The 19,702-nt window shown below is 60.8% G+C and carries 12 protein-coding genes and 2 tRNA genes; 7 read left to right on the top strand and 7 right to left on the bottom strand.

What is annotated here, in order from left to right:
* The first annotated feature begins 3 nt into the window (after positions 1-3).
* Both GJ700_RS30785 and GJ700_RS30780 read left to right on the top strand, forming a co-directional pair.
* The gene (locus GJ700_RS30785; RefSeq protein WP_154381291.1) at positions 4-558 is read left to right on the top strand and encodes a hypothetical protein; all 555 of its coding nucleotides are present in this window, start codon (positions 4-6) and stop codon (positions 556-558) included.
* Positions 559-649: 91 nt separating this feature from the next.
* On the top strand, positions 650-2,317 hold the full coding sequence (locus tag GJ700_RS30780; protein ID WP_154381289.1) for a rhamnogalacturonan lyase B N-terminal domain-containing protein: 1,668 nt from the start codon (positions 650-652) through the stop codon (positions 2,315-2,317).
* Positions 2,318-2,361: 44 nt separating this feature from the next.
* Here the strand turns inward: GJ700_RS30780 and GJ700_RS35760 are convergent, their stop codons facing one another.
* A complete protein-coding gene (locus tag GJ700_RS35760; protein WP_308700726.1) occupies positions 2,362-3,486 on the bottom strand; it encodes a methyl-accepting chemotaxis protein in 1,125 nt (374 codons plus the stop codon).
* Here GJ700_RS35760 and GJ700_RS35755 point away from each other — a divergent pair.
* Positions 3,472-3,900 (top strand): hypothetical protein, encoded by a 429-nt coding sequence (locus GJ700_RS35755; RefSeq protein ID WP_229507335.1) that lies wholly within the window; start codon positions 3,472-3,474, stop codon positions 3,898-3,900. The genes GJ700_RS35760 and GJ700_RS35755 overlap by 15 nt on opposite strands.
* Here GJ700_RS35755 and GJ700_RS30770 read toward each other — a convergent pair.
* Complete coding sequence (locus GJ700_RS30770) at positions 3,889-8,754, bottom strand: two-component regulator propeller domain-containing protein (RefSeq protein ID WP_154381285.1); 4,866 nt, start codon at positions 8,752-8,754, stop codon at positions 3,889-3,891. The genes GJ700_RS35755 and GJ700_RS30770 overlap by 12 nt on opposite strands.
* 97 nt (positions 8,755-8,851) lie before the next feature.
* Entirely contained in the window at positions 8,852-10,924 is a 2,073-nt protein-coding gene (uvrB, locus tag GJ700_RS30765) for an excinuclease ABC subunit UvrB (protein ID WP_154381283.1), read from the bottom strand.
* A gap of 115 nt (positions 10,925-11,039) precedes the next feature.
* Between uvrB and GJ700_RS30760 the strand changes: the two genes are divergently transcribed.
* The 3 genes from GJ700_RS30760 to GJ700_RS30750 all read left to right on the top strand — a co-directional run bounded on the left by GJ700_RS30760 (position 11,040) and on the right by GJ700_RS30750 (position 12,450).
* The gene (locus GJ700_RS30760; protein ID WP_154381281.1) at positions 11,040-12,242 is read left to right on the top strand and encodes an amino acid aminotransferase; all 1,203 of its coding nucleotides are present in this window, start codon (positions 11,040-11,042) and stop codon (positions 12,240-12,242) included.
* 32 nt (positions 12,243-12,274) lie between these two features.
* Positions 12,275-12,350 (top strand) — tRNA-Asn (locus GJ700_RS30755).
* A 24-nt stretch (positions 12,351-12,374) separates the two neighbouring features.
* A tRNA-Asn gene (locus tag GJ700_RS30750) sits at positions 12,375-12,450 on the top strand.
* Positions 12,451-12,624: 174 nt separating this feature from the next.
* Here GJ700_RS30750 and GJ700_RS30745 read toward each other — a convergent pair.
* On the bottom strand, positions 12,625-12,945 hold the full coding sequence (locus GJ700_RS30745) for a hypothetical protein (RefSeq protein ID WP_154381279.1): 321 nt from the start codon (positions 12,943-12,945) through the stop codon (positions 12,625-12,627).
* A 456-nt stretch (positions 12,946-13,401) separates the two neighbouring features.
* On the opposite strand from GJ700_RS30745, the gene GJ700_RS30740 reads away from it, so the two are divergent.
* Positions 13,402-16,272, top strand: coding sequence for an FG-GAP repeat domain-containing protein (locus tag GJ700_RS30740; RefSeq protein WP_154381277.1), 2,871 nt, complete (start codon positions 13,402-13,404; stop codon positions 16,270-16,272).
* A gap of 312 nt (positions 16,273-16,584) precedes the next feature.
* On the opposite strand, the gene GJ700_RS30735 is transcribed toward GJ700_RS30740, so the two are convergent.
* The 3 genes from GJ700_RS30735 to GJ700_RS30730 all read right to left on the bottom strand — a co-directional run bounded on the left by GJ700_RS30735 (position 16,585) and on the right by GJ700_RS30730 (position 19,702).
* The gene (locus GJ700_RS30735; RefSeq protein WP_195764063.1) at positions 16,585-17,124 is read right to left on the bottom strand and encodes a DUF4339 domain-containing protein; all 540 of its coding nucleotides are present in this window, start codon (positions 17,122-17,124) and stop codon (positions 16,585-16,587) included.
* A 19-nt stretch (positions 17,125-17,143) separates the two neighbouring features.
* A complete protein-coding gene (locus GJ700_RS35090; RefSeq protein ID WP_195764062.1) occupies positions 17,144-17,437 on the bottom strand; it encodes a hypothetical protein in 294 nt (97 codons plus the stop codon).
* Between the two features lie 150 nt (positions 17,438-17,587).
* Positions 17,588-19,702: a DUF4214 domain-containing protein gene (locus GJ700_RS30730; protein ID WP_154381273.1), complete on the bottom strand. Its 2,115-nt coding sequence runs from the start codon at positions 19,700-19,702 to the stop codon at positions 17,588-17,590.

The raw sequence follows: 19,702 nt of genomic DNA, 5'->3' as shown, positions 1-19,702 counted from the left end.
TCCATGACCAGATACACGTGCACATTCGCGGCAGTGGCCGCGCTGGGTTTTTGCTCAGCCGTTGCGGCCCAGGCGCCGCTGCGGCAGCTCGAAGGGGAATATACGTTGGCGTCGTCCACCACGGCGCCCGTCAGCACGTGGAACTACACCAAGGGCCGTATCGCCATCAAGACGCTGGATGACGAGCACGTGCTGATCCTGATGGCCTGCGAATGGAACCGTGCACCGAAGGCTGCCTGCGACAACCACTGGTACGCGCAATGGCATGACGGCGGCGTCTACCTGCAAGACATGAATACCGATGCGATGCGGTTGTACTTCGATCCGGCCAGCCGCACGCTGACAATGATTTCACGGGGCGCGGATGCCAGGGGAAGTGTCCGGCGCGATGTCTTCAGCGCCACGGACACGCCGAACGACGATCCGGCTCTGATGCGCCGCCTGAAGCGCGCGCAATCGAATGCGGACAACAAGGAAAACCTGCGCGTGTTCGGCCACCACAGCAAGCGGGCCTACGCCAACAACCGCATCGAGTTCCAGAACCCGGCATTGCAATAATCACCAAGTCGAGTCCAACGCCAAACGCTTCCCATCTAAGCTGGTTTGCCGCCCGAATAGCGGTCATACCAACTATACCAATGGAGACGCGATGCACAAGAAAACCCTGGCCGCAGCCGGCCTCGTATTGTCCGCCTTATCCCTCAACGTCCAGGCCGCGTTCGGCCTGACTTCCACCGCCAACGACTACACCATCGACACCGGCGCCGGCCTGGTGTTCAAAGTCCAGCGCGTGAAAATCAGCCGCGCCGGCATCGGCGACATTTCCAGCCTTAATTACAACGGCGTCGAACTGCAGGGCCAGACCAAGGGCAGCCATATCGCCAGCGGTTTCAGTGGCCTGTACACCGGCATCACCGACGTTGCCGTCGATGCGCAGCAAGTCGATACCGACACCATCAAGGTCACCGTGCAGACGGGCTCCTGCACCCATTACTACCTGGCGCGCCGCAACGAAAACAATATCGTGATGGGTACCTACATCACGGCCGAACCGTCTGTGGGTGAATTCCGCTGGATCACGCGCATGAAGGCGGCCGTGCTGACCAATGTGCCGCAGGAATCGAACCTGTCCAACACCACGGGCGCGATAGAAAGCTCCGACGTGTTCGGCCTGGCCAATGGCGAAACCCGCTCCAAGTATTACGGCAACCAGCGTTCCATCGAATACGGCCTGCGCGGCATCACCGGCAGCAACGTCGGCGTGTACATGGCGTTCGATAACCGCGAAGGCAGTTCCGGCGGTCCGTTCTACCGCGACATCCAGAACCAGAGCGCCAGCACCACCAACGATGGCGACACGGAACTGTACAACTACCTGAATTCCGGCCACGAACAGACGGAAGCGTTCCGCATGGGCTTCCATGGCCCGTATGCGCTGGTGTTCACGAACGGCGCGACGCCGGCCATGCCGAACATGGACTGGGTCGCCAACCTGGGGTTGACCGGTTATGTCGGGGCGGCAGGGCGGGGTGGCGTCGCGCTGGTGGGGATCAATGGCCGCGACACGAATTACCCGTACACGGTGGGCTTCGCCAACAGCACCGCGCAATACTGGGCCAGCGCCAATGCGTCGACCGGCAGCATCAACAAGACCGGCATGTTGCCCGGCACGTACACGATGACGATCTACAAGAACGAGCTGGCGGTCGATACGCGCAACGTGACCGTCAGCGCGGGCGGCACGCAAACCTTGAATACCATCACGATTGCCAACGATCCGTCCGCGGAAACCGCGCTGTGGCGCATCGGGAACTGGGATGGCACGCCGAAGGAATTCCTCAACGGCGACAAAGTCAACGCCATGCATCCGTCCGACGTGCGCATGGCGTACTGGACGCCGGCCGACTACATCGTCGGCACGTCGACGCCATCAACCGGGTTCCCCGCCTACCAATGGAAGAACGTGAATGGCAGCATGACCGTGCGCTTCAATCTCGCCAAGTCGCAGCTGTCGGCCACTTCCACCTATACGCTGCGGGTCGGCATCACGGCGGCGTACGCCAGCGCGCGGCCGCAGGTGACGGTCAATGGCTGGACGTCGACCGTGCCGGCGGCGTCATCGCAGCCCAATAGCCGCAGCCTGACGGTGGGCACGTACCGTGGCAATAACGCGATGTTCTCGTACACCATTCCCGTGGAACAGCTGGTGGTGGGCCAGAACATCCTGACCCTGGCGCCCGCCAGCGGCAGTTCGGGCACGTTGTATCTGAGCCCCGGCTATGCATATGACGCGCTGGACTTGATCAAGAATCCATAAGGCGGGATGAACGCAGCACTGTGCCCGCGAATCAGCCCTACAGGTCAATTTGCAAGGCTCAGATGCTGCGTGGCGGTCTTCCTCGCAGGCTGCCCATGCGTGTCTTGCGGCAGCGACGCCAGCAATGTCACCAGTTGCGCCGTATATTCCCGCATGGTTTCCGCCGCTGCAGCCACTTCCTCCACCAGCGCGGCATTTTGCTGCGTGGTTTCATCCATCGAGCGGATCGCCAGATTCACTTGCGCGATGCCCGTGCTTTGCAACTGGCTGGCTTCGTGCATCTCGCTCATGATGACGGCAGCCTGATGCACGGATGTCACCAACTGCGCCATGGTCGCGCCGGTCGCATCGACCAGCTTCCCGCCCGTTTCGATTTTATCGACGGAATCCTTGATCAAATCCTTGATTTCCTTGGCTGCCGTGGCACTGCGCTGCGCCAGTGAACGCACCTCGCTGGCCACGACGGCAAAGCCGCGTCCCTGTTCGCCGGCCCGCGCCGCTTCCACCGCGGCATTCAGCGCCAGGATATTGGTCTGGAATGCAATGCCGTCGATGACACCGATGATGTCGACAATGCGGCGTGAACTTTCGCGGATCGAGCCCATGGTGCTGACCACTTCCGACACCATTTGTCCGCCGCTGCCGGCAATGGCCGATGCCGACGTCACCAGTTGATTGGCGTCGCGCGAGCGCTCGGAATTTTGCTGCACGGTGGCCGTCAGGTCTTCCATCGTACTGATGGTCTTTTCCAGGCTGGCTGCCTGCGATTCCGTACGCGCCGACAGGTCGGCATTGCCGTTGGCGATCTCAATCGAGGCGGCGTTGATGGCGTTGATCCCCTGCTGCGACTGGTCAACGATCGTGCCCAGATGGTTGGCGTTGCTTTGCAAGCGCCACTGGCTCAAGTTGGCGGCGACGCTTTCATTGCGCAGCAACATCGCCAGGTAGGACAGCGCCGCGCACTCCACCACCACGTACACGGCATGCACCAGCGTGATGCCGATGCCGGGGTCGGTGAAGCAGATGTCGCCATACCCCGCCTGCTGCAGGAAGTTGAAGGACAGATGGTGCACGGCAATCACGGCGCCGCCCATAACGATGACTCGCCAGTCCTGGTAAAACAGTAGCAGCGACAGCATGACGAAGACGCCGAAATGGGTTTCCGTCATGCCCCGGGCCTGGAAGATATTGAGCGCGCAAAAGACCATCAGGGACGCGCTGACGCACAGTCGTGTGACCAGTGCGTGCGGCAACCGGGCCATCAATATGGTGGGGATCAGTGCACAGGGGAGACCTACCCACAGTACGGCGCTCCACGTCTGATGCCATTGGGCAAGGCACAGCGAGAGCACCAACATCAGCCACAGGACTATCCGAAGGAAGGTATTCGCTTTAATGATGTGCAAATGCTGCATCGCTTCATCGTTCATGGTGTGCTTTCACGGGAAGTAAAAAACATCAGCCGCGGGGATGGGGAGGCGAACAAAAATGGCGGGATCGGGGCCAAGGCAAGCGTTGCTATCTTAACCTTATTTGTTTACGACAGAATATTACTGTTGGTTTTTAGTCGACTATTCCCGTGATAAATCCAGCGCATATTTGCCGGCAACCGATGACAGGGCGGCATACGCGCCGTCGAAGTCATACTTGTCCAGGAAGCGTTGTATCGTCCGGGTGTCGTCCACGCCAAAGCTCGCCGTGAATTCATCGCTGTGGCTGGCAAAGCAATCGATGGCGCCGCCATCCATGCCCCGCAGCAGCGCTGCCAGTTCTTGCAGGTCGGCTTGCCAGGCCCGGTGAGGGCGGCCAGGGCTGTTTGCCCTGGCTGCCGCCGGGAGCCCTGCGGCGATGCCGTCGCACACCCTGGCCAGTTCCCAGCGCAGCCCGTCCAGGTATTCCGCCACTGTCGCCAGCGTCGCCGGGCTTTGCATCGCGGTTTCAATCTCGTCTGCCAGCTCTTGTGTCCGCAGTGCGCCCATGCTGCCGGCCAGGCCGCGCAAGGTATGGGCGTGGCGTAACGCGCTGGTGTAATCCTGCTGCCGCAGCGCCGTTTCGATGCGGTCTGCCATGTCGCGCTGGCCTTCGGCGAAACTGCGCAGCAGCTTGGACAGCAAGGCTTCGTTGCCGTTGACACTGGCCCGCGCGCGGACCAGGTCGATGCCCGGCAGTGCTGTCGGCAAGACTGGTGCATGGCCGGCGCCATCCGGCAGCGGCTGGTCCGCGTGCAGGAAAGCGGACAGGTGCTGCGCCAGCATGCGGTAGAGATCGGCCGGGATCAGCGGCTTGCTGATATGGTCGTTAAACCCTTCCTCCTTGCAGCGCTGACGCTCTTCATACATGGCGCTGGCCGTCATGGCGATCACCGGCAGGGTGGCATAACTGGCATCGGCGCGAATGCGCCTGGTGGCGGCGTGGCCATCCATTTCCGGCATTTGCAAATCCATGAAGACCAGCTGGTAGTGATCGGGAGCGTGTGCTTGCAGACAGTCCAGCGCCAACCGTCCATTGGCCGCCACGTCGACTTCGATGTTGCAGCGGGTCAGCAATTCAATGGCGATTTGCTGATTGATGCCGTTGTCTTCGGCCAGTAATACGCGGGCACCCTCGAAACGGGGAATGTATCCCGCGGCGTGATGCTGCGCGGCGCGGCGGGATGCCGCCGCTTGCGGCGCCTGCCGCGCAGTGCCGAACCACAGGTCGAACACAAAAACGCTGCCCACACCAGGCGTGCTTTCGGCGCGGATCGTGCCGCCCATCAGGTCGACCAGGTTTTTCGAGATGCTCAATCCCAGGCCTGTGCCGCCGAACTTGCGCGTGGTGGAGCCATCGGCCTGCGTGAACGCCTGGAACAGTTTGCCCAGCTGTTCCGCCGTCATGCCGATGCCGGTGTCGCGCACTGTGAATTCCAGCCGGGTACGGTGCTGATCCGGGTTCGATTCGAGCACGCGGATGGCCAGCGCGACTTCGCCCTGGGCGGTGAACTTGATCGCGTTGTTGAGCAGGTTGATCAAGACTTGTCCCAGCCGCAGCGCATCGCCGTGCAAGCTGCGCGGAACGTCAGCGGGCACGTCAACATGGCAGGCCAGCCCCTTGTCGACGGCGCGCCCGCCGGTGATGGCGGCCACATGGGCCAGCGCGTCATCCAGGTCAAAGTCGGCCAGGTTGATATCGAGCTTGCCGGCTTCGATTTTTGACGAGTCGAGGATGTCGTTGATGATACCCAGCAGGGAATTGCCGGCGTTATGAATTTTTTGCACGTAGTCGCGCTGCCTGGGCGACAGATCCGTGTCCAGCGCCAGGTGCGACAAGCCGATCACCGCATTCATCGGCGTGCGGATTTCATGGCTCATATTGGCCAGGAACATGGATTTGGCCTGGGTTGCTTCCTCGGCCTTGCCGCGCGCCGCTTGCGCTTCCTTGAACAGCAAGGCATTTTGCAGCGCCACGCCGATGTGGGCGGCGATGGTTTCCAGCAAGCGCTGGTCGTTGGCGTGATAGGCGCGATCGTGGTGGATGCTTTGCACTGACACGACACCCTGGGCAACGCCGGCGGCCATGATGGGGACGCCGAGGTAAGAGCACACTTCGCGTCCCACCATGGCGGCGCCGGGACCGCTGCGGCGCGCTTCGCCATTGCCGGCCACCAGCAGGCTTTGTTCGCTGGCGATGATGGCGCTGGTCACGCCTTCGCCGTAGCGCAACGGTGTGTCATCCTCGGCATGCACGTAGGGAAAGTGGATCCAGCCGCTGGCGCGGTCGAGCAGGGCGACATAGGCAATGTCGGCATTGAAGACGTCGCGCACCTGATTGCCCACCGCCGCGATCAAGCCATCGAAGTCCAGTTTGCTGGCCAATTGCTGCGCCACCTGGTTGACGGTGGCCAGTTCGGCGCTGCGCTCATCGGCCTCTTCTTTTTGCTGCACCACCTCCGCCGTGCGGGCGGCGATTTCCGTTTCGAATGCCTCGTGCTGCGCGGCCACCTGGCGCATGCGCCACCGGTAGGCGGCATACAGCGTGCCGCCGACCAGCAGCGCCATGACGCTGCGGAACCACCAGGTCTGGTACCAGGCCGGCAAGACGTCGACTTCGATGGCCAGCGTCTGTTCGGTCCAGATCCCGGCGCGGTTGCTGCCCCGCACGCGCAAGGTGTAGTGACCCGGCGCCAGGTTGGTGTAGGAAGCCAGGCGGCGGCTGGCGTCCGTGACGATCCAGTCGTTGTCGAAACCGTCCAGGCGGTAGGCGTAACGGTTCAGTTCCGGCGCGCTGAAGTCGAGCGCCGAGAATTCGACGGCAAAGCTGTTGGCGCCTTGCGTGACGGTCAGCGGCGCATTCTCCGGCAGCGGCACCCGCTTGCCGCCCACCCGTACATCGGTCGCCACCACGGGCGGACGCTGGCGCCATGGCTGCAAGCGTTCCGGCGCGATGACCGTCAAGCCGGCGGTACCGCCAAACAGCAGTTCGCCTTCCGGCGTGACCGCACCCGAATTGTTCCAGTAGCCCGGATACGCGACGCCGTCGGCACGCTTGAGCGCTTCGATGGCGAAGGTGGCCGGATCGATGCGGACGATGCCGTCATCGGTGCTGGCCCACATATACCCCTGGCGGTCGGGCAGCAGTTTGCTGATGTTGAGGTTGGGTAGACCCTGGGCCGTGCCCAGCCGGTGGAAGCGCGGCTTGCCATCGGGCGACCGGCCCAGCAGGATGTCGATGCCGCCGAAGCTGCCGATCCACAGCCGTCCCTGGCCATCCAGCGCCAGCGCCGTTACCCAGCCATTGGCCAAATCCTGGATGGTCTCCACCACCGCACCGGTGCCGGTATCGATGCGATGCAAACCGTTATTTGTCCCCGCCCACAATGCGTTGCCCATGCCATTCATGACGACGGTAACGTAGGAACTGGCCAGGCCCGGTATGCGCACCGATTTGGCATTGGCCAGGGGGAGGGAAACGGCATGCAAGCCATTGTTCTTGGTGCCGACCCACAGTGTCTCGCCGATCAGGTTCAGTACCCGGATATCTTCCCTGGAGTTCAGGCCTGGCACCGGGACAGGCACCGCCGCCTTGCCTTTGCTGTCCGTGCGGTACAGGCCTGACGTGGTGCCCACCGCGATGTCGCCATTGGCAAGCGGAACCATGCTGGTCACGCCGGCCTCGGGCAGGGCGGCCGCCGCCCCGGCAGGTCCGCTGAGCAAGCTGGTGATTTTTCCGTTTTGCGGCTCCAGGATATGGATGCCGCCGCTCAGCGTTCCCAGCCAGACTTCTCCGCTGGCGCGGGTCATGACGGACAACACTTCCAGTGCGGGAATGCGCTGGCTTTGCCCCACGGAGGCGGTCGCCCAGCCGGAATACTGGCGGCTGATGCCGCTGTCGGTGGCGAGCCAGAGTACGCCGGCGCTATCTCGCAGCATGGCGCGCACATTATTGTTGATCAGGCTGTCCTGCGAGTAGGGATCGTGGCGGATGGTGTGCGTGCGCAGCGTGGCGGCGTCGACTGCAATCAAACCATCGGCGTAGCTGCTGAGCCATATTTCGCCGGGACGGGATTCTCCGATGGCAGGAATATTGCGCGGCGCCGGGATGGTTTTGATGGCGCCGGTTTGGGGATCCAGCACCATGGCGCCATGCGCATGGGTGCCGATCCAGAGCCGTCCGTCGCTGGCGCAAAACAGGCTCGACACGGTGATGGCTTCGCCGTTGGCGCTGGCGTTGGTGCTGCGGAGTGCGACCGTGGTGAAGCGTTTGCCTTGCGCATCCCAGCGGGCCAGGCCATTGGTCGTGCCGACCCAGACGATACCGGCTGCGTCGCGGTGCAGCGCGCGCACGCCGTCGGACGGTAATCCATCCGATTGCCGATAGTGGGCGACCGCGCCGCCAGGCTCGGCTTTGGCGGGAAGACGGTCCAACCCGCCATTGGTGCCGACCCACAGTCCACCCTCGCCATCGTCGGCCAGGGACGTGACCCAGTCGGCGGACAGCCCTGCGGCGCCTGCGCGAAAACTGACAAAGTGGTCGTGCTCACGGTCATAACGCGCGAGACCGCCGCTGCTCGTGCCTACCCATAAATGGCCGGCGGGGTCGGCATGGAGGGCGTTGATGGGGTTGTCCGGCAGCGAATGGACGTCGCCGGGGGTATTGAGGTAGTTGCGGAAACGGTAGCCGTCCCAGCGCCCCAGGCCGCCCTGGGTGCCGACCCACATATAGCCCTCGCGATCCTGGGCCAGCGCCATGACGAGAGGATTGGGCATGCCGGCTTGCGGCAAAATATGCTGGAACAACGGCAGCGCCAATTGCGCCCAGCGGGCCAGCGGCGGCACCGATGGCCCGGCGGCGGGCGCCGCAGCCGGCAACGCCGGCATGCAGGTCAGGCCGAAGATGGCCGCCGCGCCCAGATGGATCAGTCCACGTCCGGGGCGGAACCGGCAAAAGAAAGAAGGCATTTCAGGGCAGGGCGCAAGTGTACGAGCGCTTCAGTATAGTTGATTATTTGAAATCAAAAATACTCCCACCCCAAAATATTATCCGAAACGCAACAATTTAAGAAATCACATCGGCGCCCGGCGCCCCGAACAACTGCTCCTTGAGCTTGTGCAGCTGGTCGCGTACCTGCGCGGCCTTCTCGAACTCCAGGTTCTTCGCGTGGTCGAGCATCAGCTTTTCCAGGCGCTTGATTTCCTTGCTGATCTGCTTCTCGCTCATGGCTTCGTACTTGGCCGCGGTTTCCGCCACGGCCAGGTCGCCGCGCGCATCCTGCGGGCTGTACACGCCGTCGATCATGTCCTTGATGACCTTGTGCACGCCGCGCGGCGTGATGCCGTTCGCCGCATTGAACGCGATCTGCTTGGCGCGGCGGCGTTCCGTCTCGCCAATCGCGCGTTCCATCGAGTCCGTGATGCGGTCCGCATACAGCAGCGCCACGCCGTTCAGGTTACGCGCCGCGCGGCCGATGGTCTGGATCAGCGAACGCTCGGAACGCAGGAAGCCTTCCTTGTCCGCATCGAGAATCGCCACCAGCGACACTTCCGGCAAATCCAGGCCTTCGCGCAGCAAGTTAATGCCGACCACCACGTCGAAGGTGCCGATGCGCAAGTCGCGCAGGATTTCCACCCGTTCCACGGTTTCAATATCCGAGTGCAGGTAGCGCACCTTGATGCCGTGATCGGATAAATATTCCGTCAGCTGTTCCGCCATGCGCTTGGTCAAGGTGGTGACCAGCGTCCGCTCATTCTTCGCGACGCGGTCCTGGATTTCCGACATCAGGTCATCGACCTGTGTGCGGGCCGGGCGCACGATCACTTGCGGGTCGACCAGGCCGGTCGGACGCACCACCTGTTCCACCACATTGTCCGCATGCTGCTTTTCATACTCCGCCGGGGTGGCGGAGACGAAAATCGTTTGCCGCATCTTGGCTTCGAATTCCTCGAACTTCAGCGGGCGGTTGTCCAGCGCGGACGGCAAACGGAAACCGTAATCGACCAGGTTGGTCTTGCGGGAACGGTCGCCGTTATACATGGCCGACAACTGGCCGATCAGCACGTGCGATTCGTCGAGGAACATCAGCGCGTCTTTCGGCAGGTAATCGACCAGGGTCGGCGGCGGTTCGCCCGCTTTCGCGCCGGATAAGTGGCGCGAATAGTTTTCGATGCCTTTGGTAAAGCCGATTTCCGCCATCATTTCCAGGTCGAAGCGGGTGCGCTGTTCCAGCCGCTGTTCTTCCAGCAACTTGTTTTCGCGGCGGAAGAACTCCAGCCGGTCGCGCAATTCTTCCTTGATGGTTTCAATTGCGCGCAGCACGGTGGAGCGGGGCGTCACGTAATGCGAACCCGGATACACGGTGAAGCGGGGAATCTTGGTTTTCACCCGGCCCGTCAGCGGGTCGAACAGCTGGATGCTGTCGATTTCGTCGTCGAACATGTCGAGCCGCACCGCCAGGTCCGCGTGTTCGGCCGGGAAGATGTCGATGGTGTCGCCGCGCACGCGGAACGTGCCGCGGCCGAAGTCCATTTCATTGCGCGTGTATTGCATCTGGATCAGGCGCGCAATCACGTCACGCTGCGACACCTTGTCCTTCTGGCGCAGCGTCAGGATCATCTGGTGGTATTCGTTGGGATTACCGATACCGTAAATCGCCGACACGGTGGCGACGATCACCACGTCGCGCCGCTCCATCAGCGACTTGGTGCACGACAGCCGCATCTGCTCGATGTGCTCGTTGATCGAGGAATCTTTCTCGATGAACAAGTCGCGCTGGGGCACATACGCTTCCGGCTGATAGTAGTCATAATAGGAAACGAAGTATTCCACCGCGTTTTCAGGGAAGAATTCCCTGAACTCGCTGTACAGCTGGGCCGCCAGCGTCTTGTTCGGTGCGAACACGATGGCCGGCCGTCCGCTGCGCGCGATGACGTTGGCCATGGTGTACGTCTTGCCGGAGCCCGTTACCCCCAGCAAGGTCTGGAACGACAAACCATCCTCGATGCCTTCCACCAGGCCATCGATGGCCGTCGGCTGGTCGCCGGCGGGCGGGAAGGGCTGGTGCAGTTTGTACGGGGAGTCGGGAAACGTAACGACGGTGGCCGCTGATGCTGCGGATCCATGCAAATCTTGCATAGTGGTGGGACCTTAACTTTTGATAGAATATGCGATTGTTGGCGTGCAAGACCGGATTTTGTTCGGGTGCATGCCCTTCTGCAGCGAAACGCTTCCAATTGACTTCAATCTTATCATGACGACTTCTTCCGTTTTCAGCGCCATCGAGATGGCTCCGCGCGACCCGATCCTCGGCATCACCGAGGCCTTCAATGCAGACACCAACCCGGCCAAGATCAACCTGGGCGTGGGTGTCTATTATGACGACAACGGCAAAGTGCCGCTGCTCGCCTGCGTGCAGAAAGCTGAAGCGATTCTGATTGAACAAGCTGCTCCGCGTACCTACCTGCCGATCGAAGGTCTGGCGACCTACGACAAGGCAGTGCAAGAGCTGGTATTTGGTGCCGACAGCGCGGTAATTCAAGAGAAACGTGCCGTTACCGTGCAAGCCATCGGCGGCACCGGCGCACTGAAAATCGGCGCGGACTTCCTGCAGCGTTTCGCTCCGGGCGCGCAAGTGTACATTTCCGACCCAAGCTGGGAAAACCACCGCGCCCTGTTCGAAAGCGCTGGTTTCAAAGTCAACAACTACACCTACTACGATCCGAGCACGGCAGGCGTGAACTTCGCCGGCATGCTGGCTGACCTGAAAGCCATGCCGACCGGTTCCGTGGTGCTGCTGCACGCGTGCTGCCACAACCCGACCGGCGCCGACCTGAACGCCGACCAGTGGGGCCAGATCATTTCCGTGATCACCGCCAACGGCCTGATTCCATTCCTGGACATGGCTTACCAGGGCTTCGGCGCCGGCATCGCGGAAGACGGCGCCGTGGTGCGCCGCTTCGCGGACGCCGGCGGCCCGCTGCTGATCTCGAACTCGTTCTCGAAATCGTTCTCGCTGTACGGCGAGCGCGTGGGCGCGCTGTCCGTGGTGGCGTCGTCGGCTGAAGAAGCTGCCCGCCTGCTGTCGCAACTGAAGCGCGTGGTGCGCACCAACTACTCGAACCCGCCGGTACACGGCGGCAAAGTGGTGTCGACCGTGCTGACCACGCCGGAACTGCGCCAGCTGTGGGAAGACGAACTGGCCGCGATGCGCGTGCGTATCAAGGAAATGCGCGGCGCCCTGGTGGCAAAGCTGAAAGAAAAAGCGCCCTCGCACGACTTCGAATTCGTCAACAAGCAAGTCGGCATGTTCTCGTACTCGGGCCTGACCAAGGCGCAAGTGGACGCGCTGCGCGCCGAATCGATCTACGCCGTGGACACCGGCCGCATCTGCGTGGCCGCGCTGAACTCGAAGAACATCGACAAGGTGGTTGACGCTATCGCCAAGGTGCTCTAAAATCTCTGTCTTCGGATATTTCTGAAGACAATTCCCTGATAGCTCAGTCGGTAGAGCGACGGACTGTTAATCCGCAGGTCCCTGGTTCGAGTCCAGGTCGGGGAGCCAAATGTCTTGAGAAGTAACCTCTAATCCCTGATAGCTCAGTCGGTAGAGCGACGGACTGTTAATCCGCAGGTCCCTGGTTCGAGTCCAGGTCGGGGAGCCAGAACATGCAGCAAGCCTAAAACCCAGCCCTTACCCGGTTGGGTTTTTTGCTTTCCAGGGCCAGTTTATTGGGCCGAACGGAGGCGTTTGGGGCAGGGTATCCCAAGGCGATGGAGGGCGTCTGCGTAGCACTTGGGGTCGTTATGCGTTAGCCCTTTTAATCAATTTTACAACCTCATCGATGCGATGTTTCTAATAAAGCAGGAGGAATGTAGTTTTCTCTCTCTCTTCCAGCAGTTAACCATGCAGGCTCTGAGTTTCTTCTAAATTCCTCTATCACCCTCTTCTTAGTATCATTAACCCCACTATGTGCGCTTTTTCGGTCGCTATCTATAATAATGGCCATATTTCTATTTAATGATCTTAATGATATAAATTCACAAATATCATTGTCGTTGGCACTTAGATGACTTAGTAGGCGTCCACCATAAAACATTATGGAGTAATGGATTCCTTCTTGGGGTTCAGGGGCGACTGCATTAACCCAATGTTTCATCTAAATTCGGTCTGACGGTCCTTCTACTCAAACTATTGCGTTTGTTTGAAGGAGATCGGATGCCCGGTAGCCTAAGTCTTGGCAGGCAAGGAAGCGCTGCGATGCTTCTGCTGCTAATTAAATTTTTGTCTGACCATCTTGCTTGTTGAGTAACGGCAGGCAGGTCATTGCCGGGCTGCCATTGCGGGGGCATTGCGTGGGGCCGCGCTGCACTTGGGGCCAATATGATTGTTGGTGTGGGATAGGGCTTGGTTGCAGGGCTTTGCGGTCATCGGCGCCGTGAAGGACTGTCCAGGTCATTGACACACTCCGCGTTATTGGTATGTTATATGATGAGTTTCTGGCTGCCCGCATACGGGGCGCCTGGTGATGCGGTGACCTCCTCAGTTCGGCGACATTACGCCTTTGCACGAACGTACTGGAAAAGATAAAGATAACTTTTTGAGGAGAGTTTCCATGCCCGGGATACTGGCGTTCGGCACCACGGAAGGGACTGATATTGACCTGCGGAAGTCTGGAGGCACACGACCGCTCGATGATACGGTGACGCTGGTGGAGGCGACATACCACTCCGCTCGCTACGTCTTGGGTGGAACTTCTGAGCGTCGTGATTTTGGCGGCGACGGGAAGTCGGATATCTTTTTGCACAACCCAACGACGGGCGCGAATTACCTGTGGACGATGGATGCATATCAGGTGATGAATTCGTCGCAGGTGTCTGGGCTGGGCGCGCCGTGGCGCATCGCCGCGCTGGCTGATTTTACCGGCGACGGCAAGGCGGACGTGTTGTGGCACAACACGGACACCTATGCGAATTACCTGTGGACGATGAATGGCAGCAGCATCACGGCGTCGCAACCTGTTGCCGGCAACGGCGCGGGCTGGTCGGTCGCGGGGGCGGGGGATTTCAATGGCGATGGTAAGAACGATATTTTGTGGCGCCATAGCGGCGGCGGAAATTACCTGTGGCTGATGAATGGCGCGTCGGTTGCAACCAGTCAGCCGCTGGAGTTGCTTGCGACGGGCTGGGCGGTTGGCGGCATCGGCGACTTAAACGGGGATGGCAAAGACGACATTCTGTGGCGCAACACGGCAAACGGCGCAAATTATCTCTGGCAGATGAATGGCGCCAGCGTCTCGGCAAGCGGCAGCGTCCCCTCCTTGACTCCATCCTGGTCGGTGGGCGGTGTCGGCGACTTTAATGGCGATGGCAAGGATGACATTCTGTGGCGCCAGCCTGAGACCGGTACAAGTGTTGTCTGGCGCATGAACGGCTCGGCTGTGCTGGCAACTTCCTCGCTTGAGTCGCTGGGCACCGCGTGGATAGTGGCCCAGGCCGATGACTTCAACGGCGACGGCACCGACGACATCCTGTGGCGTAATACCCTGACCGGATCCAACTACCTGTGGACCATGGCTAACGGCGGTCCTCAGATCTCCAGTTTCGTGGCGACCCTCGCCACCGACTGGAACATGGGGACGTCCGAGCCGACGGCGGCATCCCGTGCGCCTCGGCGCGATTTTGGCTGCGACGGGAAGTCGGATGTCTTTTTGCACAACCCAACCACGGGCGCGAACTACCTGTGGACGATGAATGGATACCAGGTGACGAATTCGTCACCGGTGCCCGGACTGGCGGCGCCGTGGCGCATCGCCGCGCTGGCCGATTTCACTGGTGATGGCAAGGCAGACGTGTTGTGGCACAACACGGACACCTATGCGAATTACCTGTGGACGATGAATGGCAGCAGCATCACGGCGTCGCAACCTGTTGCCGGCAACGGCGCGGGCTGGTCGGTGGCGGGGGCGGGGGATTTCAATGGCGATGGTAAGAACGATGTTTTGTGGCGCCATAGCGACGGCGGAAATTACCTGTGGCTGATGAATGGCGTGTCGGTTACGACCAGCCAGCCGCTGGAGTTGCTTTCGACGGACTGGATGGTTGGCGGCATCGGCGACTTTAACGGGGATGGCAAAGACGATATTTTATGGCGCAACACGTTAAGCGGCGCTAACTATATGTGGCAGATGAATGGCGCCAGCGTCACGTCAAGTGCAGGGGTCGCCAGCATTGCCGTCGCCTGGTCGGTCGGCGGTATCGGCGACTTTAATGGTGATGGCAAAGAGGACATTCTGTGGCGCAACACCGCTACTGGTGCGAACGCGATCTGGCGTATGAATGGCTCGGCGTCTGCAGGATTTTTCTCGCTTGAGCTGCTGGATACGGCATGGCACGTGGCCCAGGTCGATGACTTCAATGGCGACGGTATAGACGACATTCTGTGGAGTAATAACACGACGGGAGCAAACTACCAGTGGACCATGGTCAACAGCAGCGTCTCCACCGGGCATTCCGTTACATCCCTCGCAACTGATTGGAGCATGGGGACGTCGCAGGCTTCCACGACGGCCCCCCGTACCCCTCGATTCGACTTTGGCGGCGACGGGAAGTCGGATGTCTTTTTACATAATCCCACCACTGGCGCGAACTACCTGTGGACTATGGATGGATACCAGGTGATTAGCCCGTCGCAGGTGCCTGGGCTGGGGGCGCCGTGGCGCATTGCCGCGCTGGGTGACTTCAACGGTGACGACAAGGCGGACGTTTTGTGGCACAACACGGACACCTATGAAAATTACCTGTGGACGATGAATGGCAGCAGCGTCACGGCGTCGCAGCCTGTCGCCGGCAATGGCGCTGGCTGGTCGGTGGCAGGGACAGGCGACTTCGATGGCGACGGCAGGGAAGATATTCTGTGGCGCCACACCGGCGGCGGAAATTACCTGTGGCTGATGAATGGCGCGTCGGTCGCGACCAGCCAGCCGCTGGAGCTCCTTTCGACGGACTGGGTGGTTGGCGGTGTCGGTGATTTAAATGGAGATGGCAAAGACGACATTCTGTGGCGCAATACGGCAAGCGGCATCAACTATCTCTGGCAGATGAATGGCGCAAGCGTCTCGTCAAGCACCGGGGTCGCCAGCATGGCCACTGCCTGGTCGGTGGGTGGTGTCGGCGACTTGAATGGTGATGGCAAGGCTGATATTTTGTGGCGCAATACTGCCACCGGTGCGAACGCCGTCTGGCGCATGAATGGCGCGGCTGTTACGGCAAGTTCCTCGCTTGAGCTTTTGGACACGGCGTGGCATGTGGCGCAGGTTGACGACTTCAATGGCGACGGCACTGACGACATCCTGTGGTACAACACCACAAGCGGATCAAGTTACCTGTGGACCATGGCCAACGGCGGTCCACAGGTATCCAGTAGCGTGGCGACCCTCGCCACCGACTGGGAAATGGGTCTTCTTGCCGTAATGCCATTCAGTTGAGGCCGGCTTCAGGAACTCGGGGGATGCTGCTCAGATGCTGCAAAGTTTGCAGTGAATAGTGGGAAATATTACCCACATGCCATGCAAGAAGCCTTATATTTACAGCGTTAGCACTTCAATGGCACAAAGGACTGTTAATTCGCAGGTCCCTGGTTCGAGTCCAGGTCGGGGAGCCAGAATAAAGAAAAGCCCAGTGCATGCACTGGGCTTTTTGCATTGCTGTTAATCATTTTGCCGGGACGTGGCATGCGCTGGTGGTGCGGCAAGGGAGGTTTCTCACGATCCCTCCCCAAGGCTTGGCCTCGTTATATATCAGGCGTCAGCCAGTAGCGACAAGCAGAACAGCACAACCCACACAATGAAATAAGTATTCTTCTGCTTGAGTACCTCGGCACGTTTGTACAGGTAGACCGGGACTAGCCAGGCCGAGCCCATACGCGAGGTATCATGTCCAGCCTTTTGCAGTTTCTTTTCATCGAGGGTGGACAGCACAATATTCAGCGCCAGTGTGACCCACCAGAAGTTGCCGATATCCTTCTGCGTTAACCCCGATAAAAAACCGGCCAGGAACATGCCGGCAAGCGGCGCCACCGCCAGCCACCAGACCAAGCTGTTATCAATCGCAGCGCCAGATAGCGGAGGCGGGCTTTCAATAAACTCATTGGAGAAAATTGTGTTGCCGACTGTGGTCCAGTCGGCCAGTCCTTTTTTCCAAACAAATGAGTTGCGGGTCAGTTTTTGCTCAGAAATAAGTGCCCGCACGGCTGCATCGCTGATCGGGCCCAGTCTGGCGCCGTTCAATTCGTAATGCCATTCGCCGCCGCTGCCGTGGACGTCTTCGCCTTGTTCCATGGTCATGTCCTTGCCCGAATTATGCATAGGCAGGAACGGAAACTCCCCATTTAGGGCCGGCGACATCCCAGCCAGCGCCTTCTGGCTTGTAGCCACGTTCGAGATAATAATGTGCAGTTTGCTTATTGATGATAAAGCACAGAACCAGGTTGCTGATTCCGCAGGTGACCATGGCCAGCAGAATCCACAGCGCGCCATATCCGGGCATGCCGCGGAAGAAGAATGGGATACCGCCGAAAAAGAATGCCGTCCACGAAAAACCAACTTTGACTTGACGGAGTAAGCCTGCTTCGTTTTTCAAATTCACTACCATATTGTTTTCCCTTGGTTTTAGTCTTCGATAATAGGTGCCTATCCCTATTTCTCTGTAAAGCAAAATTGCCAAAATACAATATCACTTTAGTACCAGGGGAAATCTCTCCATTTGTAACAACCAGTTGCTCAGTACAGTATCAGGTGGAAATTACAGGATCAAACCAGTCCCATAAAACACGATCCCGCCTCCAATCATTTCCGCCACTGCCTCCACGTGCTCCTGGCTCTCCGCCACCGCCGCCAGCATGTCGGCTCTGGTAACGCGCTGGTTGTCCAATGCATCGAGCCAGTACGCGTAGCCGCCCGCATCCGGTTCCCGGTGCAGCGCCTTGCGGTACAGTTGCGTAATGAATTCTCCATTGGCGGGCGCCGCGCCATACAGCGTCTCGAATTCGCCGGAGCGGGTCAGGTGGCGGGCGATTTCCGTCAAGTCCGTCCCCCGGTCCGCCACGCCCAGCCAGAAATCCAAGCCGGCGTCGTCCGGACGGCGGTCGAAGGCCGCGTGCAGCAGGCGATACACCTTGCCGGCGGCGCCATCGACATCGAGCGCCACGTACTGGATGCGTAAGTCGCTGTCGATGAAGGCCAGGCGCTCCGCGCCGCGCACGGTATCCGTGCCACTGAAACCTGCCAGGTCTTGCACCCGATAGCCGCCACCGGTGGCGGTGATCAGCACATTGCTGTACGCCGTCAGGAACGCCACCGTGTCGATGCCGCTGCCGCCATCGACGATATCGTTGCCCGCGCTGCCTGACAGCCAGTCGTTGCCGTTGCCGCCGTACAGGCCGAACGATCCGCTGCTGGCGCCGCCACGGGCGGCGATGATGTCGTTGCCGTCGCCGCCATCGGCAAAGGCGCGGTCGGCCAGCATGGTGATCACGTCATTGCCGGCGCCTCCCTGGATAAAATTATTGCCGCCCATGATGGTGATCTTGTCGTCGCCATTGCCGCCGTCGAGGCGGTTGTCGCCGTTATCCTGGTGCAGCACGTCGTCGCCGTCGCCGCCGGACAGGACATTCCTGCTGCCGTTGAAGGTGAGCCGGTCGGCGCCATCGCCGCCGGACAGGACATTGCCGTCGCCATGGCCGGACATCACATCGTTGCCAGCACCGCCCGACATCGTGCTGCCGCTGCCATACATGGTCAGGCTGTCGTTGCCGTTGCCGCCATCGAGCTGGTTGGTCCCGCCATAATCAGTCAGCACATCGTTGCCATCGCCGCCGGACAAGTTGTCGTTGCCATAGTCGTCGGTCAATTGATCATCGCCATTGCCGCCGGTAAGTTGATCATTGCCGCCGCCGCCCCACAGCCTGTCGTTGCCGTCGCCGCCGCCGATCACGTCATTGCTGCCATGGCCATACAGGCTGTCGTTGCCTGCGCCGCCGGCCAGGCGATCGCTGTCGGGCGAGCCGTTGACGCTGCCGTCGTCGTCCGTGCCTTGCCATTGCAGGCCCGCCGTGCTGCCATCCGGCGCCATGCCGAAGAAATCCGCCGCGCCGAGACTGGCCAGCAAAGTATTTTTCAGCACCACGAATGCGCGCTCCGAGGCGGACCGGCCGGCCGCGCCGTCATCGTCTTGCCAGATCACGGCATCGGCGCCGTGCTGGCTTGCACGCAGGTAGCCGTTGGGGCCAAACGGATTGGTATCCGGGCTGAGCTCGCTGGCCAAAGTGAACTCGATGGTGTCGATGCCCGGTTCGAAGTCGGTAATCACGTGCGGCGTCGGGGGTGTGGCGCCGCCAATGATGAACCTGTCGCGGCCGGCGCCGCCGCTCATCTCGGCAGGCGCAGCCCGGGCGCCGCCAGTCATGACGTACAGCGTATCGTTGCCATTACCACCGGCAAGGCGCACGATGCCTGGCTCCGGGCCCGAATACACGTCGGCGCGCAGCACGTCATCGCCATTGCCGCCATCGAGCGTATTGCCGTTGCCACCGCTGCTGATTTCATCGTCGCCGTCGCCGCCTTCGGCCGTGGAACCACGGCTTTCCGGGACCAGGCCGAGGAAGTCGTTGCCCGGGCCGCCGCGCAATGTGTCGCGGCCGGCGCCTGCCACCAGGACGTCATTGCCGGCGCCGCCATCGAGGACGTCGTTGCCGCTGCCGCCTTCGAGCCGGTCGTCGCCTTCGCCGCCCGCCAGGCGGTCATCACCACCGAAACCGCAAAGCAGGTCGCTGCCGCCCGCGCCATCGAGGCTGTCGTCGCCGTCGGTGCCGTTCAGGATATCGTCGCCCGCGCCGCCCGTGATGTTCAGTTGCGCCAT

This window comes from Pseudoduganella rivuli (assembly GCF_009674485.1).
Lineage (GTDB): Bacteria > Pseudomonadota > Gammaproteobacteria > Burkholderiales > Burkholderiaceae_D > Rugamonas > Rugamonas rivuli_B.
Note: the sequence above shows the minus strand (reverse complement) of the source record. Positions and strands in the feature narration are given on the sequence as shown.